General features: G+C 65.0%; 15 protein-coding genes. 5 read left to right on the plus strand and 10 right to left on the minus strand.

Going from position 1 to position 20,534, the window contains the following annotated elements; all coding sequences use genetic code 11:
- Positions 1-384 precede the first annotated feature (384 nt).
- A complete protein-coding gene (locus E4P24_RS15910) occupies positions 385-1,200 on the plus strand; it encodes an IclR family transcriptional regulator (protein WP_004043255.1) in 816 nt (271 codons plus the stop codon).
- A gap of 913 nt (positions 1,201-2,113) precedes the next feature.
- Here the strand turns inward: E4P24_RS15910 and E4P24_RS15915 are convergent.
- Positions 2,114-2,911: a universal stress protein gene (locus E4P24_RS15915; protein WP_115803861.1), complete on the minus strand. Its 798-nt coding sequence runs from the start codon at positions 2,909-2,911 to the stop codon at positions 2,114-2,116.
- Positions 2,904-4,373 (minus strand): APC family permease, encoded by a 1,470-nt coding sequence (locus E4P24_RS15920; RefSeq protein WP_115861962.1) that lies wholly within the window; start codon positions 4,371-4,373, stop codon positions 2,904-2,906. Before E4P24_RS15920 ends, E4P24_RS15915 begins: the two co-directional genes overlap by 8 nt.
- Before the next feature lie 206 nt (positions 4,374-4,579).
- On the opposite strand from E4P24_RS15920, the gene E4P24_RS15925 reads away from it, so the two are divergent.
- Positions 4,580-5,827 carry a tyrosine-type recombinase/integrase gene (locus E4P24_RS15925; RefSeq protein ID WP_004064593.1) on the plus strand — a complete coding sequence of 416 codons (1,248 nt, stop codon included), beginning with the start codon at positions 4,580-4,582 and terminating at the stop codon, positions 5,825-5,827.
- Between the two features lie 428 nt (positions 5,828-6,255).
- On the opposite strand, the gene E4P24_RS15930 is transcribed toward E4P24_RS15925, so the two are convergent.
- Entirely contained in the window at positions 6,256-6,720 is a 465-nt protein-coding gene (locus E4P24_RS15930; RefSeq protein ID WP_188148899.1) for a DUF1269 domain-containing protein, read from the minus strand.
- A 485-nt stretch (positions 6,721-7,205) separates the two neighbouring features.
- Between E4P24_RS15930 and E4P24_RS19065 the strand changes: the two genes are divergently transcribed.
- From E4P24_RS19065 to E4P24_RS15945, 3 genes are read left to right on the plus strand one after another with little or no spacing between them, the layout of a single operon-like run.
- Positions 7,206-7,457 carry a hypothetical protein gene (locus E4P24_RS19065; RefSeq protein WP_223174065.1) on the plus strand — a complete coding sequence of 84 codons (252 nt, stop codon included), beginning with the start codon at positions 7,206-7,208 and terminating at the stop codon, positions 7,455-7,457.
- 54 nt (positions 7,458-7,511) lie between these two features.
- Positions 7,512-9,206 carry a TIGR00341 family protein gene (locus tag E4P24_RS15940; protein WP_115803857.1) on the plus strand — a complete coding sequence of 565 codons (1,695 nt, stop codon included), beginning with the start codon at positions 7,512-7,514 and terminating at the stop codon, positions 9,204-9,206.
- Complete coding sequence (locus E4P24_RS15945) at positions 9,196-10,863, plus strand: MFS transporter (RefSeq protein WP_115891620.1); 1,668 nt, start codon at positions 9,196-9,198, stop codon at positions 10,861-10,863. The genes E4P24_RS15940 and E4P24_RS15945 overlap by 11 nt, the downstream gene beginning before the upstream one ends.
- Positions 10,864-11,541: 678 nt before the next feature.
- Here the strand turns inward: E4P24_RS15945 and E4P24_RS15950 are convergent.
- The 7 genes from E4P24_RS15950 to acs (E4P24_RS15980) form a co-directional block, all read right to left on the minus strand.
- Positions 11,542-11,757: a hypothetical protein gene (locus E4P24_RS15950; RefSeq protein WP_004064598.1), complete on the minus strand. Its 216-nt coding sequence runs from the start codon at positions 11,755-11,757 to the stop codon at positions 11,542-11,544.
- 89 nt (positions 11,758-11,846) lie between these two features.
- Positions 11,847-12,335 (minus strand): universal stress protein, encoded by a 489-nt coding sequence (locus E4P24_RS15955; protein ID WP_004064599.1) that lies wholly within the window; start codon positions 12,333-12,335, stop codon positions 11,847-11,849.
- A gap of 3 nt (positions 12,336-12,338) precedes the next feature.
- Positions 12,339-13,988, minus strand: a complete 1,650-nt coding sequence (locus tag E4P24_RS15960; RefSeq protein ID WP_188148759.1) for a VC_2705 family sodium/solute symporter — start codon at positions 13,986-13,988, stop codon at positions 12,339-12,341.
- Positions 13,985-14,422, minus strand: coding sequence for a DUF4212 domain-containing protein (locus tag E4P24_RS15965; protein ID WP_004064601.1), 438 nt, complete (start codon positions 14,420-14,422; stop codon positions 13,985-13,987). The genes E4P24_RS15960 and E4P24_RS15965 overlap by 4 nt, the downstream gene beginning before the upstream one ends.
- Before the next feature lie 52 nt (positions 14,423-14,474).
- The gene (gene acs / locus E4P24_RS15970) at positions 14,475-16,469 is read right to left on the minus strand and encodes an acetate--CoA ligase (RefSeq protein ID WP_188148760.1); all 1,995 of its coding nucleotides are present in this window, start codon (positions 16,467-16,469) and stop codon (positions 14,475-14,477) included.
- 198 nt (positions 16,470-16,667) lie between these two features.
- Positions 16,668-18,434: a bacterio-opsin activator domain-containing protein gene (locus tag E4P24_RS15975; protein ID WP_188148761.1), complete on the minus strand. Its 1,767-nt coding sequence runs from the start codon at positions 18,432-18,434 to the stop codon at positions 16,668-16,670.
- Between the two features lie 143 nt (positions 18,435-18,577).
- The gene (gene acs / locus E4P24_RS15980) at positions 18,578-20,494 is read right to left on the minus strand and encodes an acetate--CoA ligase (protein ID WP_115803886.1); all 1,917 of its coding nucleotides are present in this window, start codon (positions 20,492-20,494) and stop codon (positions 18,578-18,580) included.
- Positions 20,495-20,534: the final 40 nt, after the last annotated feature.

A 20,534-nucleotide genomic window follows, 5' to 3' on the forward strand; every position in this document is an offset into this window, starting at 1 on the left:
GACTATCGTGTTCGTTTCCGTGCTCCGATGAACCACCGCGACTGGTGAGTCCGAGTCGGCTGACTCCCGCATCTCCGCGACGGCCGCGTCGTCGAAACCGCTCGCTCGGGCGAAACACGAATCATCAAGTAGAGCCGCTGAAGACCCGCTATTCTCACAGTTCGAGGCGAATCGAGTCACGTAACACACCGCATCGTTTGTGGAATGAGAACAGAACGAATTAGCGGTCGGATTCGCTGTTTCAGCCCGTTAGAAGACCGAATTCAGTTTCGTTGGCCCCGAAATAGCGCTACGTTGCGGTAATCCGTGCGTTTTATCGGTTCTCTCGAAAGTGAACGTTCGTCAAATACAAACATCTATGGCTCGGGAGCTTCGAACTGGACTATGGCAGACGAACACACGACCGGTTCGCCGCGGACCCTGAAGACGGTGTCTCGTGCGTTCGATGTCGTTCGTGCGCTCGAAGAGCTAGACGGCGCGCGAGTGACCGAGTTGGCAAACCATCTGGACCTCTCGAAGAGCGTCGTCTACAACTACTTGAGCACGCTGCGGGCCGAGAAGTTCGTCGTGAAGGAGGAAGACACCTACCGGCTGTCGCTGCAGTTCCTGCTCGTGGGCGAGTACGTCCGCTACCAGAACATCCTCTACCGAATCGGCAAGCCCGAAATCGAGGAGCTCGCGGAGAAGACCGGCGAGTACGCCCACTTAGCGACCGAACAGCACGGGCTGGGCGTCAACCTCTACAAGGTGAGCGGCGAGAAGGCCGTCGGGAGCGACTATCAGGTGAACAAGCTCCAGCGCGCCGACTACCTCCACTTCTCGGCGACCGGAAAGGCGATTCTCGCCCACCTTCCCAAAGAGCGCGTCGAGTGGATTATCGACCAGTACGGCCTGCCGGGGAAGACCGAGGCGACCATCACGACCCGCGAGGAACTCTTCGAGGAGTTGGAGACGATTCGCGACCGGGGCTACTCGCTCAACGACGAGGAGGAAATCAAGGGCCTGCAAGCCATCGGCGCGCCGGTAACGAACCGCCACGGACGCGTCCTCGGCTCCATCAGCGTCTCCGGGCCCGTCCGCCGGATGAAACAGCCCGAGTACCACGAACAACTCATCGAGAGCGTCGTCAACACCGCCAACGTCATCGAGGTCAACGTCAACATGGAGGAGTCCGACGACGACTTCCCGACGTTCAGTTAGTCGGTCGCGTCCTCGCCGGACATCACGCCGGAGTCGTCTTCACGTCGACACCTCCCGTCCGGTTCACAAACGGAGAACCGGCGGTCTCGACCGCGTCGCGGTCGAGTCGGGGACCCCGAAACGGGACGAGCGGTGGGCCGAGGACTCCCCCCGCTCTCAAATCTCGGCGCCGCGGTGTCGAAGCAGCACTCGGACCGTCGACGCCGTCCGTCAGCCGAGAGTGACGTTTTCGACCATCGGACGGTCAACACGCCCCCAAAAGTTGCGAGAGCGGAACATCGAGGAGTCCAAAGACAACAACTGATAGCCCGCAGTATTGACTATATAAGAACGCGAATAGATAATCAGTCGACGAATATTCGACGAGGCACGAGATTCCAGCTAGTCTCCGAAATCGTCACCGCAACCGAGACGCCTCACCGAAGGGCGGACGACGACTATCACCCCGACGGACGAGCCGAATTCTATTACGAGGCTATGTGTGTAATGCAAGTGCGGTCAAGCGACACAGTTCCGAACGTCGAAGTTCGAATGTCGTCCGCGCACGACCGGGCCGACCGAGTTCGTCGTCGATAGACGAACACTTCGTACCGACCGGACGAGTCGAGACGCGGAAGAGCAGTCGAACACGGTCTTCTGGTCGCGATGATATTGAATACTATAAACAACAGTGCGGTGCCAGATAGGGTTTATCCGTCGCCTGAATGTCCAACTGTCTCGAACGGTAACGGCGATACGAGCGGACCGGCCCAGTGACATATACTAAATATACTAAATAGAATTTCTATAAATTGTAAAATTTTTGAAATGTTCGAAATTTCCAATTTGTTCTCATCAATCAACCCTCTCCAGTGGATATGTTTTGTTGTCGCAATACTATAACGAGAGCGTCAGAGAGAGACGAGGTGTCCCCTCACGCCGGGTCGGCGTTGTCGACGGGGTCGCCGGGGGCGTCAAACTCGTCGGGCTCGTCGGGCTCGTCGGATTCGGTGTCGAGCGGTCGCCGGACCACGAGCACCGGACCGACCGTCTGTTCGGCGACGCGGTCGGACGTTTCACCGAACAGCCGGCCGCGGAGCGTGGGTTTCTCCTCACCCATCACGACCACGTCGTGGTCGTCAGCGGCTTCGATGAGCGCCTGAAGCGGGTTCTGGGCGACGACGACGACGCGCGAGATGTGTTCGCGGCAGACCCCGAGGGCGGCCAGTTCGCCCGCGACCTCGCTGAGCAGGTCTTCGCCGTCCGAGACCGCGGCGTCCTCTTCGGCGGCGTGGAACAGCGTGAGTTCGATATCCTCGTGTCTCCCGACGGCCGCGGCGACCTTGGTAATCGTTTCGAGGTTGATGTCCTCTTTTATCGGGACGATAACGCGGTCGATAATCGGGGCGGGGTTCGAGAGCAACACCGCGTCGCAGTCCGCCTCCGTGGCGATGCGCTCCATCGTCTGGTCGGCGTCGTGAGTGAACACGAGCCGCGTCTCGACGGTCGCACCGGCGGCTTCGAACACCGAGACGAGCTCGCCGAGCTCCTCGCGAGCCTTCGGTTCGAACTGCTCTCTGGCCTGTTCGGGGGCCGTCTGCTCGGGAATCTCGTGATACGCGAGGATGACGACCGTCGTCCCCGAGAGCAGGCGGGTCAGTTGGTCAGGAATCACCTGTCCTTCGAGCACCGCGACGGGGACGAGCACGCGAACGTCGTCGGAATTACGCATCTGAGCTCACCCCCTTGAGGCGCACGTCTCTGGCGTAGACGAAGTACCACGCCAGCGCCGCGAGCGCGACGACGACGCCGACCGCCTGCGAGAGCGGTTGCATGAACGCGACGAGGCTGAAGCTCGCGAGCGCCCCGAGCACCGGAACGACCGGGTAGCCGGGGACGCGAAACGACGGGTCGTACCACGCGGGGTTCGACCGACGGAGCGCGATGAGCGCCACGCAGATGAGCCCGTAGGTGACGAGGTGCAGGAACGACGCGACCTCTGCGAGCACCTCCGTCCGGCCGACGGCGACGAGGACGACCGTCGGCCCGCCGACGAGCGCGAGCGCGACGTGGGGCGTCCCGTACCGGAGGTTGATTCGCGCGAGTTGCGGCGGGACCAGCGCGTCGCGGCTGAGCGCGTAGAGCGCGCGCGACGAACTGAGAATCGAGGCGTTCGCGCTCGACACCGTCGCGAAGAGCCCGGCGATGAGGATGGCGACCGCGCCGGGGAAGCCGAGGTACGAGCGGGCGACCTCGACGATGGCCGTCTCGCCGAAGGTGGCGAGTCGAGCGCTCCCGAACGCGCCGGTCGAGACGAGAATCGTCACGACGTACAGCACCCCGACGACGACCACGGACCCGACCATCGCCAGCGGGAGGTTCCGGCCGGGTTTCGTTATCTCGCCCGCGACCGTCGCCACCTGCGCGAACCCGAGGTAGGAAGTGAACACGAGCGCCGCCGTGGTGAAGATGCTGAGCGTCCCGTAGGGCATGAACTCCTCGGGGACGGTCTGCCGGCCGAACAGCCCGAGCGTGTCGAGCGAGCCGTAGACGAGGAACACGAGGAGGATGCCGAGAAGCAGGCTCACGATGCCGTTCTGGAGCTTCGTCGCGTTCTCGGTCCCGAACATGCTGAGCGCCGTCAGGACGATGCCGAAGCCGACGCCGAGCGTCGCCACGAGCGGCAGGTCCGAGACCATCGACGCCGCGCCCAACTCCGCCAAGACGGCGATGGCGTACTGCGCGAAGCCGACGAGGTAGAACGCCGAGGCGAACACCAGCCCCAACCAGAGACCGATGCCGACGACCGCGCCGAACGCCGACCCCATCCCGCGGGAGATGAAGTAGTACGCGCCGCCGCTTTTCGGCATCGCCGTCGCCAACTCGGAGGTCGGAAGCGCGACCAACAGCGCGATGACCGCCCCGAGCGCGAACGAGAGCGCGGCCGCGGGGCCCGCCTGCCCGGCGGCGAGACCGGGGAAGACGAAGATACCCGCGCCGACCATGGTCCCGATACCGATTGCCAACCCGCCGCGGAGGCCGATTGTTCGCTCCAACTCGGTCCCGCTTTCGAGGACCGTCACCTCGTCGGCCGCGGCCCCGACATCGACCGCGGGGTCCGCGTCACCGACCGGTTCCCCGCCGTCGGGCGGGTCCGCCCCGAGCACCGAACCGCCGTCGTTTCCATCGGACATTGTAACGTCCTGTTATCACGGCTCCCCAATATATCTACTACCCATCATATTGAGGGCAGTCGGTCGGCCGGTGGGTGCGACACCGCCGGCGGTGCGTCGTCGCCCCCGACGAGAGAAAGGGTTAATCCGTCCGCGGCACGCCCTGCATACAGAACGATGGCGCACGGAACGCAACGCGGCGGACGGGTCGGGCGGGGTGAGCCGCGGTGAACTGGTCGCGGAAGTCGCTCGACGAGCTCGAAGCGTTCTACTGGGAGACGATAGCGCCGGCGATGGACCGCGACGGGATGGACCCGACGCGGGACGTGCCGACCTACGCGTGGCTGACCGAACGCGGCTGGTCGGGCATCGCCTACGCGCTCCGCGAGAAACACGACCTCACCCCGCGGGAGTTCTTCGTCGAGGTCGTCGGTCTCGGCGACGATGAGGCCGACGAGGGCTACGACTGGGGCGTCGACGACGACCGCACCGTCGAGGCGTTCGAGTCCTACCTCGGCATGCTCGAATCGCGGCGCGGCCTCGCGGACTCGACGCTGCCGACCCGCCGCACCCACCTCGCGCGGTTCGCCCGAATCTACCGCGACCGGTACGGGTCGGCGGACCTGCTTTCCCGGCTCGACGACCGCGACGCCGAGCCCGACGAGATAGACCGCTGTCTCGCGGTCCTCGACGAGTTCGACGCCGAGCTCGCCACCGACGGAACGAAGCTCAAATACCTCCAGACGGTCCGGTCGTTCTACGAGTACCTCGTGGACTTCCGGCGCGCGCGGTACAACCCCGTCGAGAACGCCGCAAAGCAGTTCCGCTGGGAGCAGGGCCAACCCGACAACCGCACGATGACGGCCGACCAAGTGAGCGACGTGTACGCCGCCGCCGACGACCTCGAAGACCGGCTTCTCGTCCTCGGACTCGCCGGGTGGGGGCTGCGACCGAACGAACTCGCGTCGCTCCGCGCCTCCCAGTTCGTCCTCTCCGGCGACGACCCCCACATCGCGTTCGACGAGCGCAAAAACGGGCCGGGAACCGTCGCGCTCCTCTACGGCGTCGACGCCGTCGCCGCGCGCATCGACGCGCTCGCCGCGGACGACGACTGGAACGGCGCGCTGTTTCCCTCCTCGCGGGCCGCCTCGGGACACATCGCCCGCGAGACGGTCAACCGCCGGTTCAAGCGCCTCGCCGACGAGGCCGGCGTGACCGTCGACGGCGAGGTTCCGACCGCGAAACTCTGTCGGCGCTTCTGGTACACGGCATATCAGGAAGCGGTCGACGAGATGCTCGCCCAGTTGGAGGGCGTCGCCGCCGACCAAGGGTCGAAAAGCGCCGGCGTCGTCATGTCGAACTACCTCTCCGAGGAGCGCCGCCGGTCGTTCCGCCGGCAGGCGATGCGCGAGACGCTGGCCGACGTGTTCGAGTCCGCCGGCGAGTCTGCGACCGTCGAGACGCAGATGCCGTGACTGTCGCGTCGGTCGCTGCGCAAGACACGAGGTGGGTCGGCGGCCGGGTAAATCATATGTCGCGATATACAACTATCTCGTGGTGGGAGTGGTATGCAGACCGACAGCGACGCGACCGCATTTCTGTACTGAAAAGCCGCCAGCGTTCGGAACGGACCGGCGGTTCGACGGAAACGCTCTGCTCAGTCCAGAGAGACGTTCTTCCCATCGAATCGCTGGCAGACTACGCACCCGTCGGACACTCGTCCACCCCCGATAATGATGGCTCACCGACGTTTTTGTTACACGACTAACTTTGTAAAGTATAGTGACTCTCGTTCCGGGGAGTAAGACACTTGCGAGCGTCGAAGAGTGTCCGGCGCACACGTCGTCAGGCGTGGGCGACGCTCTCGGCACCGCGCAGACGGTCACCTGTGGCCGTTCGGAATCTATCCCGCAATCTCCTCGGCGGCGAACGCCTCACGGAGTCGGTCTTCGTCCTCGGGCGAGAGGTTCGTCTCGATTATCTCGAACTCGTCGTCCGACAGTTCCGCCTTGATTCGGTCCATCTGCGCGCCGCGGGACAACAGGAACAGCGCGGAGGTTCCGGGTTCGACCGTGTTCGCGACCTCTTTGATGAACGAGTCGTCGACGCCGATGTCGGTGAACTTCCCGCTGAGCGCGCCCGTCACCGCTCCGACCGCCATCCCGAGCCACGGCATCCAGAAGATGACGCCGATGAGAAGCCCCCAGAACGACCCCCCGAGCGCGCCCACGCCGACGAGGCTCTGTGCCTGTTTGACCTTCACCTGCCCGTTCCCTTTTCGAACGGCGATGGCGGCGTCCTCTATCGTAATCAGTTCGCGCTTCTGGAGGTGGTACAGTTTCTCCCGCATGTTCTCCGCGCCGTCCATCGTATCGAACGCGAGTACGACTAGTGAACTCATCTCATCAACTCACTCACACGTAAGCGGGAAACCATAATAAACTGCGTTTACCGCGTCGCTGACTGTCTCGAAGCCGGTAATTCGTCGCGTTCGAAACAGTCAGCCGTCCCTCGAACGAGTGTTTCCCGCGAAGTTCGAGGGATGGCCACCCGACCCGTCACGACCTGCGGCTCTATACTCGTCGCCCGCCAACGCTCCGGTATGACTAGTCGGAACTCGTTCACGCCCGCGGAGTGGCGGGCGCTCGCACAGACGCCGGTCGAGGTGATGTTCGGCGTCGTCGTCGCCTCGAACGGCGGCCTGCGGGAGAGCTGAAGACGATTCGTCGGACTCTCCGACACACCGACGAGTTCGGCCCGGAGTCGGAGCTCGTCACCCACGTCGCCGGGTTCGTCCGGGTGAACGCCGACCGGGTGCGACGCGACGCGGAGACGCGAGATTTCACTCGCCCGGTGGCAATCGCTCGTGCGGGCGACCACTGCCGGGAAGCGACGGCAATCGTCCGAGCGCGGGCGACCCCGACGGAGCGAGACGAGTACGGACGGTTCGTTCGCTGGTGCGCCGAACGGGTCGCGGACGCCGGGGTCGAAGGCGGGATACTCCGACTGGGCGGCCGGCGGGTCAGCCCGGCCGAGCGGGCGTTCATCGACGCCATCGGGGAGACGCTCGCCGTTGCCGATACGCCGAGCGAGACAAGCGGGTGAGCTATCCTATCAAAGCACTCATATTATTTAGTGCTTCGTGACGTTGTATCCCGTATGCGACTCGTTCAGGTGCTGATACCCCGGGGGAGCCGAGAGAGCGTGCTGGAGTCGCTCGACGGACAGGGAGTCGACTACGCCGTCTTCGAGGAGGTCGGCCGGGGCGACTTCGAGGCGATGGTGCAGTTTCCGGTCCCGCCCAGCGGCGTCGAGACGGTGATGGAAAAGCTGACGAACGCGGGCGTCCGAGACGACAGCTACACCATCGTGCTCCCGACGGAGACAGTCGTCTCGCAGCGGCTCTCGGCTCTGAAAGAGCGCTTTCCCGGGCTCAGAATCTCCCGCGAGGAACTCCACGCCAGGGCGGAGGACCTCGCGCCGGCGAACTCGACGTTTTTCAGTTTCCTGATACTCAGCACGGTCATCGCCGCGACGGGACTGCTTCTCGACTCCGCGGCGACGATTATCGGCGCGATGGTCGTGGCCCCGCTGATGGGACCGGCGGTTTCGGCGTCCGTCGGGGCGATACTGGCCGACCAACGGATGGCGACTCGCGGCGTCGTCCTCCAGGTGACGGGCCTCGCGGCGGCCATCGCGACGGCCGCGGTGCTCGGAGTGGTGCTCCAGCAGACGATTCTCATTCCGCCGGGCGTCGATATTCAGGCGATACCGCAGGTCGCAGAGCGAACCAGTCCGAACGTCCTGTCGCTGTTTCTCGCGTTGGGGTCGGGCATCGCGGGAGCGATAAGCATCATGCGCGGGTCCGGGTCGACGCTCGTCGGCGTCGCCATCGCTGTCGCGCTCGTCCCGCCGGCGGCGACATCTGGGCTGGGTATCGCGTTCGGACTCCCCGCGGTCGCCGTCGCGGGCGCGGTGCTCGTCGTCGTCAACCTCCTCGCCATCAACCTCTCGGCGCTGATTCTGTTCTACCTGTCGGGGTTCAAACCGCTCGACGCCGACGAGCGGGAGGGCGTCAGAACGTCGGTCGCCACCCGAATCGCCGTCATCGGTGTGGGTATCGCCGTGCTCTCGCTCGTCCTCGCCGGGGTGACGTACGCGTCGTTCCAGACCGCGTCGTTCGAGCAACAGACGCAGGCCGAACTCCAGCGGCAGTTCGACGAGGCGGACATCGAGGGCGTCGAACTCGTCAGCGTCACGGTCGACTACCGGCCCATCGATTACCTCCTCGGGAACCAGCCGCGAGTCGACGTGCTGGTCGGGATTCCGCGGGACCTGCAAGCGCCGCCCGACCTCGCACAGCGGTTCGACGACCAACTGACCGCGGAGTTGGGCCGGGACGTGGTCGTCAGAGTCGGCTTCGTGGAAGCGCAGGTCTCCGACGAGGACGCCGAGCTACTCATCAACGGCGACGCGTTCGGGCTGTGGGAGTTCACCGACGTCGACGGCCTCGACAAGTTCGACGCGCTCGTCGACCGCTATCCGGAGCTGTTCGACCAGTTCGAAGCGACCGGCGAGCGAGTCCCCATCACGCTCATCCCCGGGAATCACGACTACGAACGCGTGGCGAAGGACGCACCGAACGAGGAGACGTGGTTCCAACGGCTCGTCACACCAGCGCCGGGGCGGGGAGACGATATTCCGTCCCGGACGGTCGTCCGACCGACCACCGAATCAAGCGGCGCGGCCGCAACTAACCCGAGTGGCGGTGACGCGACGACCGAGGCTCCGAGGCGTCCGGTGCGCAGAGAGGTTTATCGAACGGGACGTGGTATCGAGGACGATGGACTCTGACGCGAACGCGCACGTTCTCGACGAGGGGGTGGCGAGGACCGATTCGGCGAGCGGGCTGGCGTACTGGGGGCCGGCCGTGGCGGTGAGTCTCGCGATGTTCATCGGGGTCATCGACTCGACACTGATGAACGTCGCGATTCCGTCTATCGTCACCGACCTCGACACGACCGTCACGGTCGTCCAGGGCGCGATTTCGTTCTACGCGATGGTCATGGCGGCGCTGATTCTCCCCGGCGGCAAGCTGTCGTCGATGTACGGGGTTCGACGGCTGATGACCGCGACGCTCCTCGTGTACGGCGTCGGGACGACGCTGGCGGCGCTGAGTTGGAACGTCGTCGTGCTCTACGTGGGCTGGTCGGTCATCGAGGGGGCCGCCGCCGCCGTGTTGCTCCCGCTGACGTTCACCGTCCTCCTCGTCAGCTACGAGGGCGCGGACCGGGCGAAAGCTCTCGGCATCCTCGCCGGCGTGAACGCGGCGGGTGCCGCCTTCGGGCCGCTTTTGGGCGGCGCGGTCACGACGTTTGCGAGTTGGCGCTGGGGGTTCGGCATCGAGGTGCTAATCGTCCTCGTCGCGCTCGCGTTCGTCAGGTATCTTCCGGAGGCGTCCCTGAACGAGACGCCGACGAAACTGGACATCGGCGGCACGCTCCTCTCGGTGGCGGGGACGACCGCCCTCGTCGCCGGCGTCCTCTTGGCCGGGCGGTACGGCTGGCTAGCGGCCCGCCGACCGTTCGTCGTCGGCGGCGTGCAACTGGACTCGTTCGGCGCGTCTCCGACCGTCTGGCTCGTCGGCATCGGCGTCGGCGTCTTCGCGGCCTTCGTCCAGTACGAGCGCCGCGTCGAGCGCGAGGGCGGGTCGCCGCTCGTCCCGGTCCGCCTCCTGTCGAACGGGGCGTTCACCGCCGGCATCGCCACGAACGCCGTTCGGTCGCTGGTCCTCGCGGGGTTCATCTTCGTCGTCCCGGTCTTCCTCCAGACCGGGGCCGGGTACACGGCATTCGAGACCGGCGTCGCGATGCTCCCGTTCTCGGTTGCGACGTTCGTCGCGTCCGTCTTCACGACCGGCTGGCGGCGGTTCGTCGCGCCGAAACTGCTGGTTCAGGCCGGCGTCGTCCTCATGGGAATCGGCGTGCTCGCGCTCGCGTCGCAGACGGCGCTGGACGCGACAGTCGCACAGCTCGCCGTGCCGATGGCGCTCGTCGGCCTCGGGCTCGGCCTCGTGATGGCACAGCTCATCGATATGACGCTCTCGGCGGTCGACCAGCGGGACTCGGCGGCGGCGTCCGGGCTGTTGAACGCGACGATGATGCTCGGCTACTCGTTCGGGACCGCTATCGTGGGCACGTACCTGCTCAGGCGGTTCTACGACGGCGTCGTCGACGGCGTGTTGGCCGCCGCGGGCGCGAGCGTGTCAGCGAGCGAGCGAGGGGCGCTCGTCGTCGCGCTGGAAACCGCCGCCGAGACGGCGACCGAAGGGACCCAACGGGCGTTTCTCGCCGGCCTCACGCCGGCGCAACGGGAGCTACTGGCCGAGGTGTTCGACGCCGCGATAGTGCAGGCACAGCGGGCGACGCTGTTCCTCCTCGCCCTGTTCGCGTTGCTCGTGCTCCTCGTTTCGACGCTGCTACCGGACGAAGGGACCAGCGGCGACCCGTGAGCCGTGAGTACGGCGTCGCTCGCTGCCGTCGCTCTCATCGCTGTCGTCGTCGTGACCAACAGTGCGTCGAATGAGCAGACTGGCGGGAGAGACCGCCATTCGAGATATCCGTTCTGATAATATTACTTCAAGTAATATAGTATATATTTAGCAATATTGAACTCTGAATTTCTGAGAGATACCACCTTAAATACCGTATATAACCTTCTAAATCATAAATTTTAGAATTTGTGAAATGTTTACCAGATATAGTCGTGTTACATTCAAACATAACCATATTGATTCAGAGACACTTTTGAAATAGTTATATTTGAAGAGTTGTGTTTATTCGATAGTATTATATGATATTCCAGACAGCCTGTATCGCCTAATTATCGGACGTGAATCCGTATTTGGTAGTAGTATGATATTTGAGGGAATCAGGGGCCACAGCAGGACGGACAGAGAGGCGAACACTCGATGACGAGGGGGGTCGGGATAACGCGACAGCGGGTGAGTACAGTCGTGTTGGCGTTGGTAACGGTGATGTCGCTCGTCGCGTGGGTACCGGTCGGCGCGGCGCTGACGATATCTGACCCGCCGTCACCGACGGCGACGAACGAGTGAGCGCGTCGGCGAGCGCGAACCCGAAACCGTTCCGAGTCAGGACGAGAAGATAGTCCGAGAGAGAATCCGGCGTCAGCGCTTCTCGCGCGCGGCTTCGACCGACGCGAAGAAGCCGAAGTACGCGACGACGCCCGCACCCATACAGAGGTAGAACGCCCACTGCGGTCCGTCGAGAACGTCGAACAGGACCGAAACGACCGTCACCCACGCCAGGGCGAACAGCAGGTCGGTTAGCATGCCCGAGCGGTGTTCGCGCACGTGGGTTCGAATCGTCTCCGCGAGGCTCATCGGCGGTCCCCTCCGTCGGGAGTCGCGGGCGACGTGCTCGTCGTCGCGCGGGTGGTGGCCGTTCTCGCGTGGGTCGCGTCGTACATCGGTTACGCGTCCGCTTCTGCTTCCGTTTCCGCGTCCTTTTCGTGGACGTCGACGACGAGCACCGGGAGCCGCGTCCGCCGGAGGACGCGTTCGGTCACGCTCCCGAGGACGACCCGGGAGAGACCGGAGCGGCCGTGCGAGCCCATCACGACGAGGTCGATGTCGTTGTCCTCGACGAACTTCCTGATGGCTCGCGCCGGTTCGCCCGGGACGACGTGTTCGCGGACGGCCAGCCCGTGTTCGGCGGCGGCGTCGGCGACGTAGCCCGTGGCCGCGTCGGCCGCGTCCTTCACTTCGGGCATGTCGTCGAGGTGGCCCTGCCGGATGCGGTCGACCTGCTCCGTTCCCAGCGAGTAGCTTGTGGCGTCGACGTCGACGACGTACAGCGCGTGGACCGTCGCGCCGTACTTCGAGGCGAGGTCGACCGCCTGTTCGACGGCGTACTCCGCCGCGTCGCTTCCGTCAGTCGGAACGAGGATGTGTTCGTACATTGGTTAATCGTCCGCGGGGGACTGGCCCCCGTCGGCGCTCATGACGACGTCTTCTGCGGACTGTTGCTGGCCCATCGGTTCGGGGCTGTGACACTGCCGGACCATCTTCTTGATTCGCTCGGGCGGTTCGTCAGTCGCCATCGAGACGGCGATGGTGACGACGAACACGAGCGGCGTGCCGACCAGCGCCGCGCCGATGGCCGGCACGAACTCGGCGAAGAGGTCGCTGAAGTGGAAGATGAGGTCGTTGACCACGGCGGCGACCCAGAGCGTGAGGCCGACGCTCATGCCCGCGAGCGCGCCCTGACGGTTGGTGTTCTCCCACCAGAGACCGAGGAAGAACATCGGGAACAGCACGATGGCCGCAAGGGAGAACGCGAGCGCGACCAGTTCGCCGACGAGCGCCGGCGGGTCGAACGCGGTTACCGTCACGATGATGCCGAGCGCGACGATGGTCGCGCGACCGACGAACACCTGCTGACGCTGGGTCGCGTCGGGGTTGATGATGTTCGTGTAGATGTCGTGAGAGACGGCGGACGAGGCGGTGATGAACAGCCCCGCCGTCGTGGCGATGGCGGCGGCGATGCCGCCGGCGGCGACGAGGCCGACGAACCACGTCGGCAGGTTCGAAAGCTGCGCCGCGAGCACCACGATGAGGTCGCCCTCACCGCCGCTCATGCCGCCGTTGGCCGCGAACGTCGGGCCGTACTGGGAGGCGTCGTAGAGGTCGACGCCGAACGCCGCCAGCGCCGGGGCGCTCCAGTACAGGAGCAGGATGAAAAACAGCCCCCAGACGGTCGACTGCCGCGCCGTCTTCTCGTTTTCGACGGTGTAGAACCGCACCAACACGTGCGGGAGCCCGCAGGTGCCGAAGATGAGCGAGAACGCCGTGGCAATCCAGAGGTAGAACCCGGCGTTGACGAACGGCTCGGAGAACTCCGCGGATAGCTCGCCGATGAGTTGGCCGTATTCGATGTGCGGGAGGACCGTCGAGTAGCCGCCGGTGAAGCCGACGACGTAAACGGCCGTCAGGAACGCGATGATGAGGATGACGTACTGGACGGCCATGTTCTTCGTCGCGCCCATCATGCCGGAGATGGTCAGATAGCCCACCGTAATCGCCATCATCACGATGACCATCGTGACGTAGTCGGTCCCGAAGACGTACAACCCGACGAGACCCATCCCGCGGGCCTGCCCGACCGAGTAGACGAACCCGATGAGGATGGTCGTCAGCGCGCCGATTGCCCGCGCCGTGTCGGAGTTGAATCGGTCGCCGACGAAGTCGGGTGCGGTGTACTTCCCGAACCGGCGCATCTGCGCGGCCAGGAAGATGAGCAGGACGAAGTAGCCGGCCGTCCAGCCGATGATGAACGCGAGCCCGTAGAAGCCCGAGAGGGCGACGAGCCCCGCTAACCCGAGGTACGACGCCGCAGACATCCAGTTCGCGCCGATGGCCATCCCGTTTTCGATGTTGCCAATCGACCGGCCGGCGACCCACATCCCCTCCGTGTCGGCGACTTTGAACACGTAGCCGATGGCGAGAAACAGAGCCAACATCCCGACGACCATGATGGCCGGCACGAGTTTGAACGAGATGTTGAGCGCCTCGGGGAGCAGGTCTCCCGACTGGAGGAACACGCTCGCGGTCATTCGACGCGCCCTCCGTCGGCGACGGCGGCCTCGCTCTCACTCTTCGAGCGCGTCTGCGAGGCCGTGTGGTCGATGCCGTACCGCTCGTCGAGCTGGTCGCGCTTGCGCGAGTAGATGAACGCGAGCACGAGCGAACTCGTCGGTGACAACACGGCGACGAGGAAGTAGTGCAGCGGGAAGCCGATGACCGGGAGCTGTGCGGTCATCGTCGCCGGTGCGAAGTAGGTGAGCACCGGCGGTCCGAACGTGAGCAGCGCCCACGCGATAAAGCCGGTCCAGATTACTTTCAGGTGGTCTCGCATGAACGGGGTGCTCGGCTTCAGCAGGTTCACCTCCCGCGACAGGTAGTCTATCTCGTCGTGTCTCGGAGCCGTACTCCGGTCGGTGCTCGCGTCGTGTGAGTCAATCTCTGACTCGGTTGATTCGCGTGACATAGATTGGTTGGTCGTCTCGTAGTTACGCACGATACGCCCGCCGAGTGGGGATTCAGTCGCCCCGCGCGCGGACCTTCGCCGCGATTTCCTCGACGATGTCGGGGTTCCGCAGCGTCGAGGTGTTCCCCAGTTCCGCGCCGTTCGCCACGTCTTCGAGCAGGCGACGCATGATTTTGCCCGAGCGCGTCTTCGGCAGTTCGGGCGTGAACACGACCTGTTCGGGGCGGGCGATGGGGCCGATGGCGTCCTCGACGCCCTCGACGATGCGCGCGCGGAGGTCCTCGCCCTCCTCGTACCCGTCTTCGGTGATGACGTAGGCGTAGACGGCCTCGCCTTTCACCTCGTGGTTCCCGCCGACGACCGCCGCCTCCGCGACGCCCTCGACGCCGACGATGGCCGACTCGATTTCCATCGTCCCGAGGCGGTGGCCCGAGACGTTGATGACGTCGTCGACGCGGCCGAGCACGGTGATGTAGCCGTCGTCGTCGACTTTCGCACCGTCTTCGGGGAAGTAGACCCAGTCGTCGGGGTCGTCGCTGTCGGTGTCGGAGTACTCCGCCCAGTATTCGGAGATGTAGCGCTCGTCGTTGTCGTAGAGCGTCCGAAGCATCCCCGGCCACGGCTTGTTCACCGTGAGATAACCCGCCCGACCGGGTTCGACTTCGTCGCCGTCGGTGTCGACGATTTGGGCGTCGATGCCCGGCAGCGGCGGCCCGGCGGAGCCGGGTTTCATGTTCTTGACGCCCGGGAGCGTCGTTATCATCATCCCGCCGGTCTCGGTCTGCCACCACGTGTCTACCACCGGGCAGTCCTCGTTGCCGATGTGCTCGTAGTACCACTTCCACGCGCGCGGGTTGATGGGTTCCCCGACGGTCCCGAGCAGGCGGAGACTCGACAGGTCGCGCGATTCGGGGTACTTGCTGCCCCACTTCATGAACGCGCGAATCGCCGTCGGAGCCGTGTAGAAGATATCGACGGCGTACTTCTCGACGAGTTCCCACATCCGGTCGCGGTTCGGGAAGTCGGGCGTGCCCTCGTACATCACCGTCGTCGAACCGAGCGCGAGCGGCCCGTAGACGATGTAGGAGTGACCCGTAATCCAGCCGATGTCGGCCGAACACCAGTAGGTGTCTTCCGTCTCGATGTCGAGGACGGCGTGGGAGGTCCACGTCGCGTAGGAGAGATAGCCGCCGGTGGTGTGTTTGACCCCCTTCGGCTGCCCCGTCGTGCCCGACGTGTACATGAGGAACAGCATATCCTCGGCGTCGCGTTCGACCGGCGCGACGCGCTCGCCGCCCTGTTCGTCGAGAAGAGTATCCCAGTCGTGCTGGTTGCCCTTCAGGTCGTGGTCGAAGCCGTCGTCACCCAGTCGGTCGACGACGACCGTGGCATCGACGCCGTGGTCGACGCTGTCGAGTCCCTCGTTGGTTTTGTCGAGGTGGTCGAGCGGGTCGCCGCGGCGGTAGTAGCCGTCGCAGGTGACGAGGAAGCGGGAGTCCGCGGCGTTCATCCGCGTCGCCAGCGCCTCGGCGGAAAAGCCGGCGAAGACGACGTTGTGGGGCGCGCCGATGCGGGCGCACGCGAGCATGGCGATGGGGAGTTCGGGAACCATCGGCATGTAGAGCGTGACTACGTCGTCCTCCTCGACGCCGAGGTCGCGCAGGGCCGCCGCGAACTCGTTCACCTCGCGGTAGAGGTCCTGATACGTGTACGTCCGCGTCTCGCCGTGTTCGCCCTCCCACTTGATGGCGACGCGGTTCTTGTCCCCGTTTTCGACGTGGCGGTCCACGCAGTTGTAACAGGCGTTCAGTTCGCCGCCGGTGAACCACTCGTAGAACGGCGGATTCGAATCGTCCAGCACCTCGTCGTACTCCTCGTCCCAGTCGAGCATCTCGGCGGCCCGCTCCCAGCAGTCGGGCCAGTTCTCCTCGAACTCGTCGTAGATGTCGGGGTCCGAGACGTTCGCCTGCGCGACGAACTCCTCGGTGGGTTCGAACTCGTCTTGTTCTGCCAGCCGTGCCTCCAGTTCAGCGTCACCCTGTGCCATAGTACGTGCTAACGAGTCTCGACAAAGGGCATAAGTAGGATAACTAATTATCGAAAGTTAACACCACGAATATACATAATAGTCTGTGAGCACGTGTATAGGCTTCAGAGCCACAGATGAACGGTTCATACTATTGTCCATAAATTTTGGTAATCTATCAATCAATAACGGACGTTCGTGTGCTAATTCGTCGCACGCCTAAGGGTCTAGGGTCGAAGCGCGTTCGTCGGTGTCGTCGTCGAAGAACGCGGTCATGAGTTTCTGCTGTGCGGTTCGGAGGTGCTGGTGGAGCGTCGGTGACGAGATATCTATCGAATCAGCGAGGTCTTCGGCGGTACTGCCGCGGGGCCACTCGAAATAGCCGGCGAGGTAGGCCGCCCGCAGGACGGACTCTTGCTTGTCGGTGAGTCGCGCCACGAGCGATGCCCGGAAGTCGGCGGTGTTTCGCGTGGGCCGTTCGACCTCCTGTTTCGCGACGAGTTCGGTGGCGGGATACGCGTCGGTCAGGTCGGACAGCACGTCTCGCAGCGACGTTTCGTTCGAGAACTCGCCGACGAAACGGGCGACGCCGTCCTCCGCGACGAACCGCGAGACGGTGCCGTCGTAGGAGGTGAGCGTCGTAATCGTCGACCCCGCCGAGAGCGCGACTTCGAGGAGGGACTCCGTCCCTCGGTCGCGAATGAGGCGGATGTGCTCGACGGCGTCCGTCGTTTGCAACTCGTCGAACACCGCGTCCGTCGTCGCCTCCCGGACGGTGAGGAAACACAGCAACGACCGCTCTTCGATGGGGACGACGCCGCGGAGCCGAATCGAACAGCCGAGGGCCGCGGAGAGTCGAACGAGCACGTCCCGCTCGTCCGAGGATTCGAACTCCAGTTGGACGACCGTGTCTGCCAGCAGTAGCTTCCGACGCTCGGCGGCGGCGATTGCCTGTCCGACGTGGCGACCCAGCGTCACCAGTACGTCCGCCTCGACGTCGGGAACCGCTTGGCCGTCGAGCGCGACGTAGAGCGCTCCATAGGCGGTGTCGCCGTGCGCCAGCGGAACGACCGCAATCGGCACGGGTTCCGAGTTCGGGAGCGAGTCGGGACGCACCGTCTGTACGTCGCGGGTGTCGCACGCGCGTCGAGTGAAGTCGGTGCCGCGACCGGCGAGCGACCCCCGGACCGCTTCGAGCGACGTCTCGTCGAGACCGGCGGCGGTGCGCGACGTTCGCGCGTCGGTTTCGCCCGATTCAATCCAAGCGAAACGGTAGCGGTCTGAATCGATGAGCCGGTCACAGACGGCCTGTTCGACCTCGCTTCGGGTGTTCACCGCCGAGAGCGCCGACCCGACGCTTCGCGCGGCTTCGATGACCTGACGCGTTCGGTCGGGGTCGCCGCTGACGGCGCGCCCGTCGCTGTCGGCAGGGGCCGGCGAAAGCGCATCGAGCACCTCGTCTTCGCTCGGTTCACCGAGGAGCGGCGCGAGGCTCTCGATGCGGTCCCAGCCGCCGATTCGCATGACGACGCTCGGCGGGATGCCGTCGGCGAGCATCGTTCGGGCGAAGTGCCGTCGCAGGTCGCGAGTCGAAACCTCCGCCAGTTCCTCGCGGCCGGTCTCCTCGGCGGCGCGCGTGCCGACCGACGCCACGAGCATCTGGAGACGCCGCGGCGTGACCGGAAGCACTCGCTCCGTCTCGTCGATGCCGGTCGCCGTGACGTACTTCCGAACGTCGTGTTCGACCTCGCTCGGCAGATACGCCTCTCGTCCGTCGGTCGGGACGGCGACGAAGTAGAGCTCCGTTCCCCCGTGTCGCCGCTGAGTCACGTGTGCGGGTTCGAACCGGCTCATCTCGGCCGGCGTGAGGCCGACTTCCGCGCCGAGGCGGAGCACGAGGTCCTCGCGGTACGTCTCGGTCGCCCGGCGCAGTCGCTCGTACCCGCCCGCCGACAGCGGCGTCGGTTCGGAGTTTTCGTCCCGCATCCGTTTCGCAACACTGTCGATAAGCGAACTAAAGCTTCCGATGAGAGCACAGAACCGACATGGTGAAAGCGACAATCGGCGTGGAAGTCGCTCCCGAACGATAGTAACTGCGTTTCGCTTAGAGAGAACTGTCCGAAACGTCGTCAGCCGTCACGGACGATGGATTCGAGTTCACCGACGATTTCCGGGTTCTGGAGCGCGGACGTGTCGCCGAACTCCTCGCCGTTGGTGATGTTTTCGAGGAACCGGCGCATAATCTTCCCGGAGCGCGTCTTCGGGAGGTCGGGCGTGAAGACGACGGCGTCCGGCGTGGCAATCGGCCCGATGCGCTCGCGGACGTGTGCGGCGATGCGCTCGCGGAGGTCGTCGTCCCCGGAGACGCCCGTCTCCAGCGTGACGTAGGCGTGGATGCCGCCCGCCTCGGCGTCGTCGACGCTGACGACGGCGGCTTCGACGACGCCCGCGACGCCGACGATGGCCGACTCGATTTCCATCGTCCCGAGGCGGTGGCCCGAGACGTTGATGACGTCGTCGACGCGGCCGAGCACGGTGATGTAGCCGTCGTCGTCCACTTTCGCGCCGTCGCCGGTGAAGTAGTGCCAGCCGTCCACGTCGAGTTTCGCCGCCTCCTCGCCCCAGCGGTGGCCGTGTCGCAGGGCGAGCGGCATCCCGGGCCACGGGCGCGTGAGAACGAGATAGCCGGCCTCGTTCACGGGAACCTCCTCGCCGCGGCCGTCGACGACCCGCGCGCCGACGCCCGGGAGCGGCGGTCCGGCTGAGCCGGGTTTCATCTTCTCGACGCCCGGCAGAGTCGTAATCATCATCCCGCCGGTCTCGGTCTGCCACCAGGTATCGACGATGGGACAGTTCCCGTTGCCGATGTGTTCGTAGTACCAGTGCCACGCCCGCGGGTCGATTGGTTCGCCGACGGTTCCGAGCAGGCGGAGGCTCGACAGGTCCCGCGACGCCGGGAGCGACGTGTCCCACTTCATGAACGAGCGAATCGCCGTCGGGGCCGTGTAGAACACGTCGACGGCGTTCTCCTCGATGAGGTCCCAGATGCGGTCGCGCTCCGGGTAGTTCGGCGTCCCCTCGTACATGACCGCCGTCGCCCCGAGCGCCAGCGGCCCGTAGACGACGTACGAGTGGCCGCTAATCCAGCCGATGTTCGCCGTACACAGATACGTGTCCTCGGGGTCGAGGTCCAACACCGTCTGCGACGTCCACGCGACGTGGGCGAGGTAGCCGCCGGTGACGTGTTCGACCCGCTTCGGTTCGCCCGTGGTTCCCGACGTGTGGATGAGAAACAGCACGTCGTCGGCCGCCCGCTCGACCGGGGCGACCTCCGCGCCGGCGTGGGCGTCGACCAGTTCGTCGTAGGTGTGCTGTCCCGCGCCGAGGTGTTCGGTCTCTCCGAGGTGCTCGACGACCACCATCTCTTCGAGGTCGTGGGCGGCCTTGAGACGGGCGTCGTCGGCCTTGCTCTTCAGGAAGATGGCGCTCCCTCTCCGGTAGTAGCCGTCGCAAGTGACGAGGTACGCCGAATCCGCGCTCTCCAGTCGCGTCGCGAGTGCGTCGGCCGACAGCCCCGCGAAGACGACGTTGTGGGGCGCGCCGATGCGGGCGCACGCGAGCATGGCGATGGGGAGTTCCGGAATCATCGGCATGTAGAGCGTGACCACGTCGTCGGCCTCGACGCCCTGCGCGCGGAGCGCGGCCGCGAACTCGTTGACCTCGCGGTAGAGGTCCTGATACGTGTACGTCCGCGTCTCGCCGAGGTGGCTCTCCCACTTGATGGCGACGCGGTTTTTCGCCCCGGCTTCGACGTGGCGGTCCACGCAGTTGTAGCAGGCGTTCAGCGTCCCGCCGGCGAACCACTCGAACGGGGGTTCGTCGTCCGGAAGGACCGACTCGTAGGGGTCGAACCAGTCGAGCGTCGCCGCCGCTCGGGCCCAGCAGTCGGGCCAGTTCTCCTCGAACTCGTCGGAGACCGAATCGTCGGTGACGGTGGCCTGTTCGACGAACTGCGGCGACGGCGGAATCTCCTCGTCTTCGGCCATCCTCGTTTCGAAGTCCGGCCCACGACGGTTCGACATACAG

It is taken from the genome of Haloferax sp. AS1 (genome assembly GCF_014530665.1).
GTDB classification, from domain to species: domain Archaea; phylum Halobacteriota; class Halobacteria; order Halobacteriales; family Haloferacaceae; genus Haloferax; species Haloferax volcanii.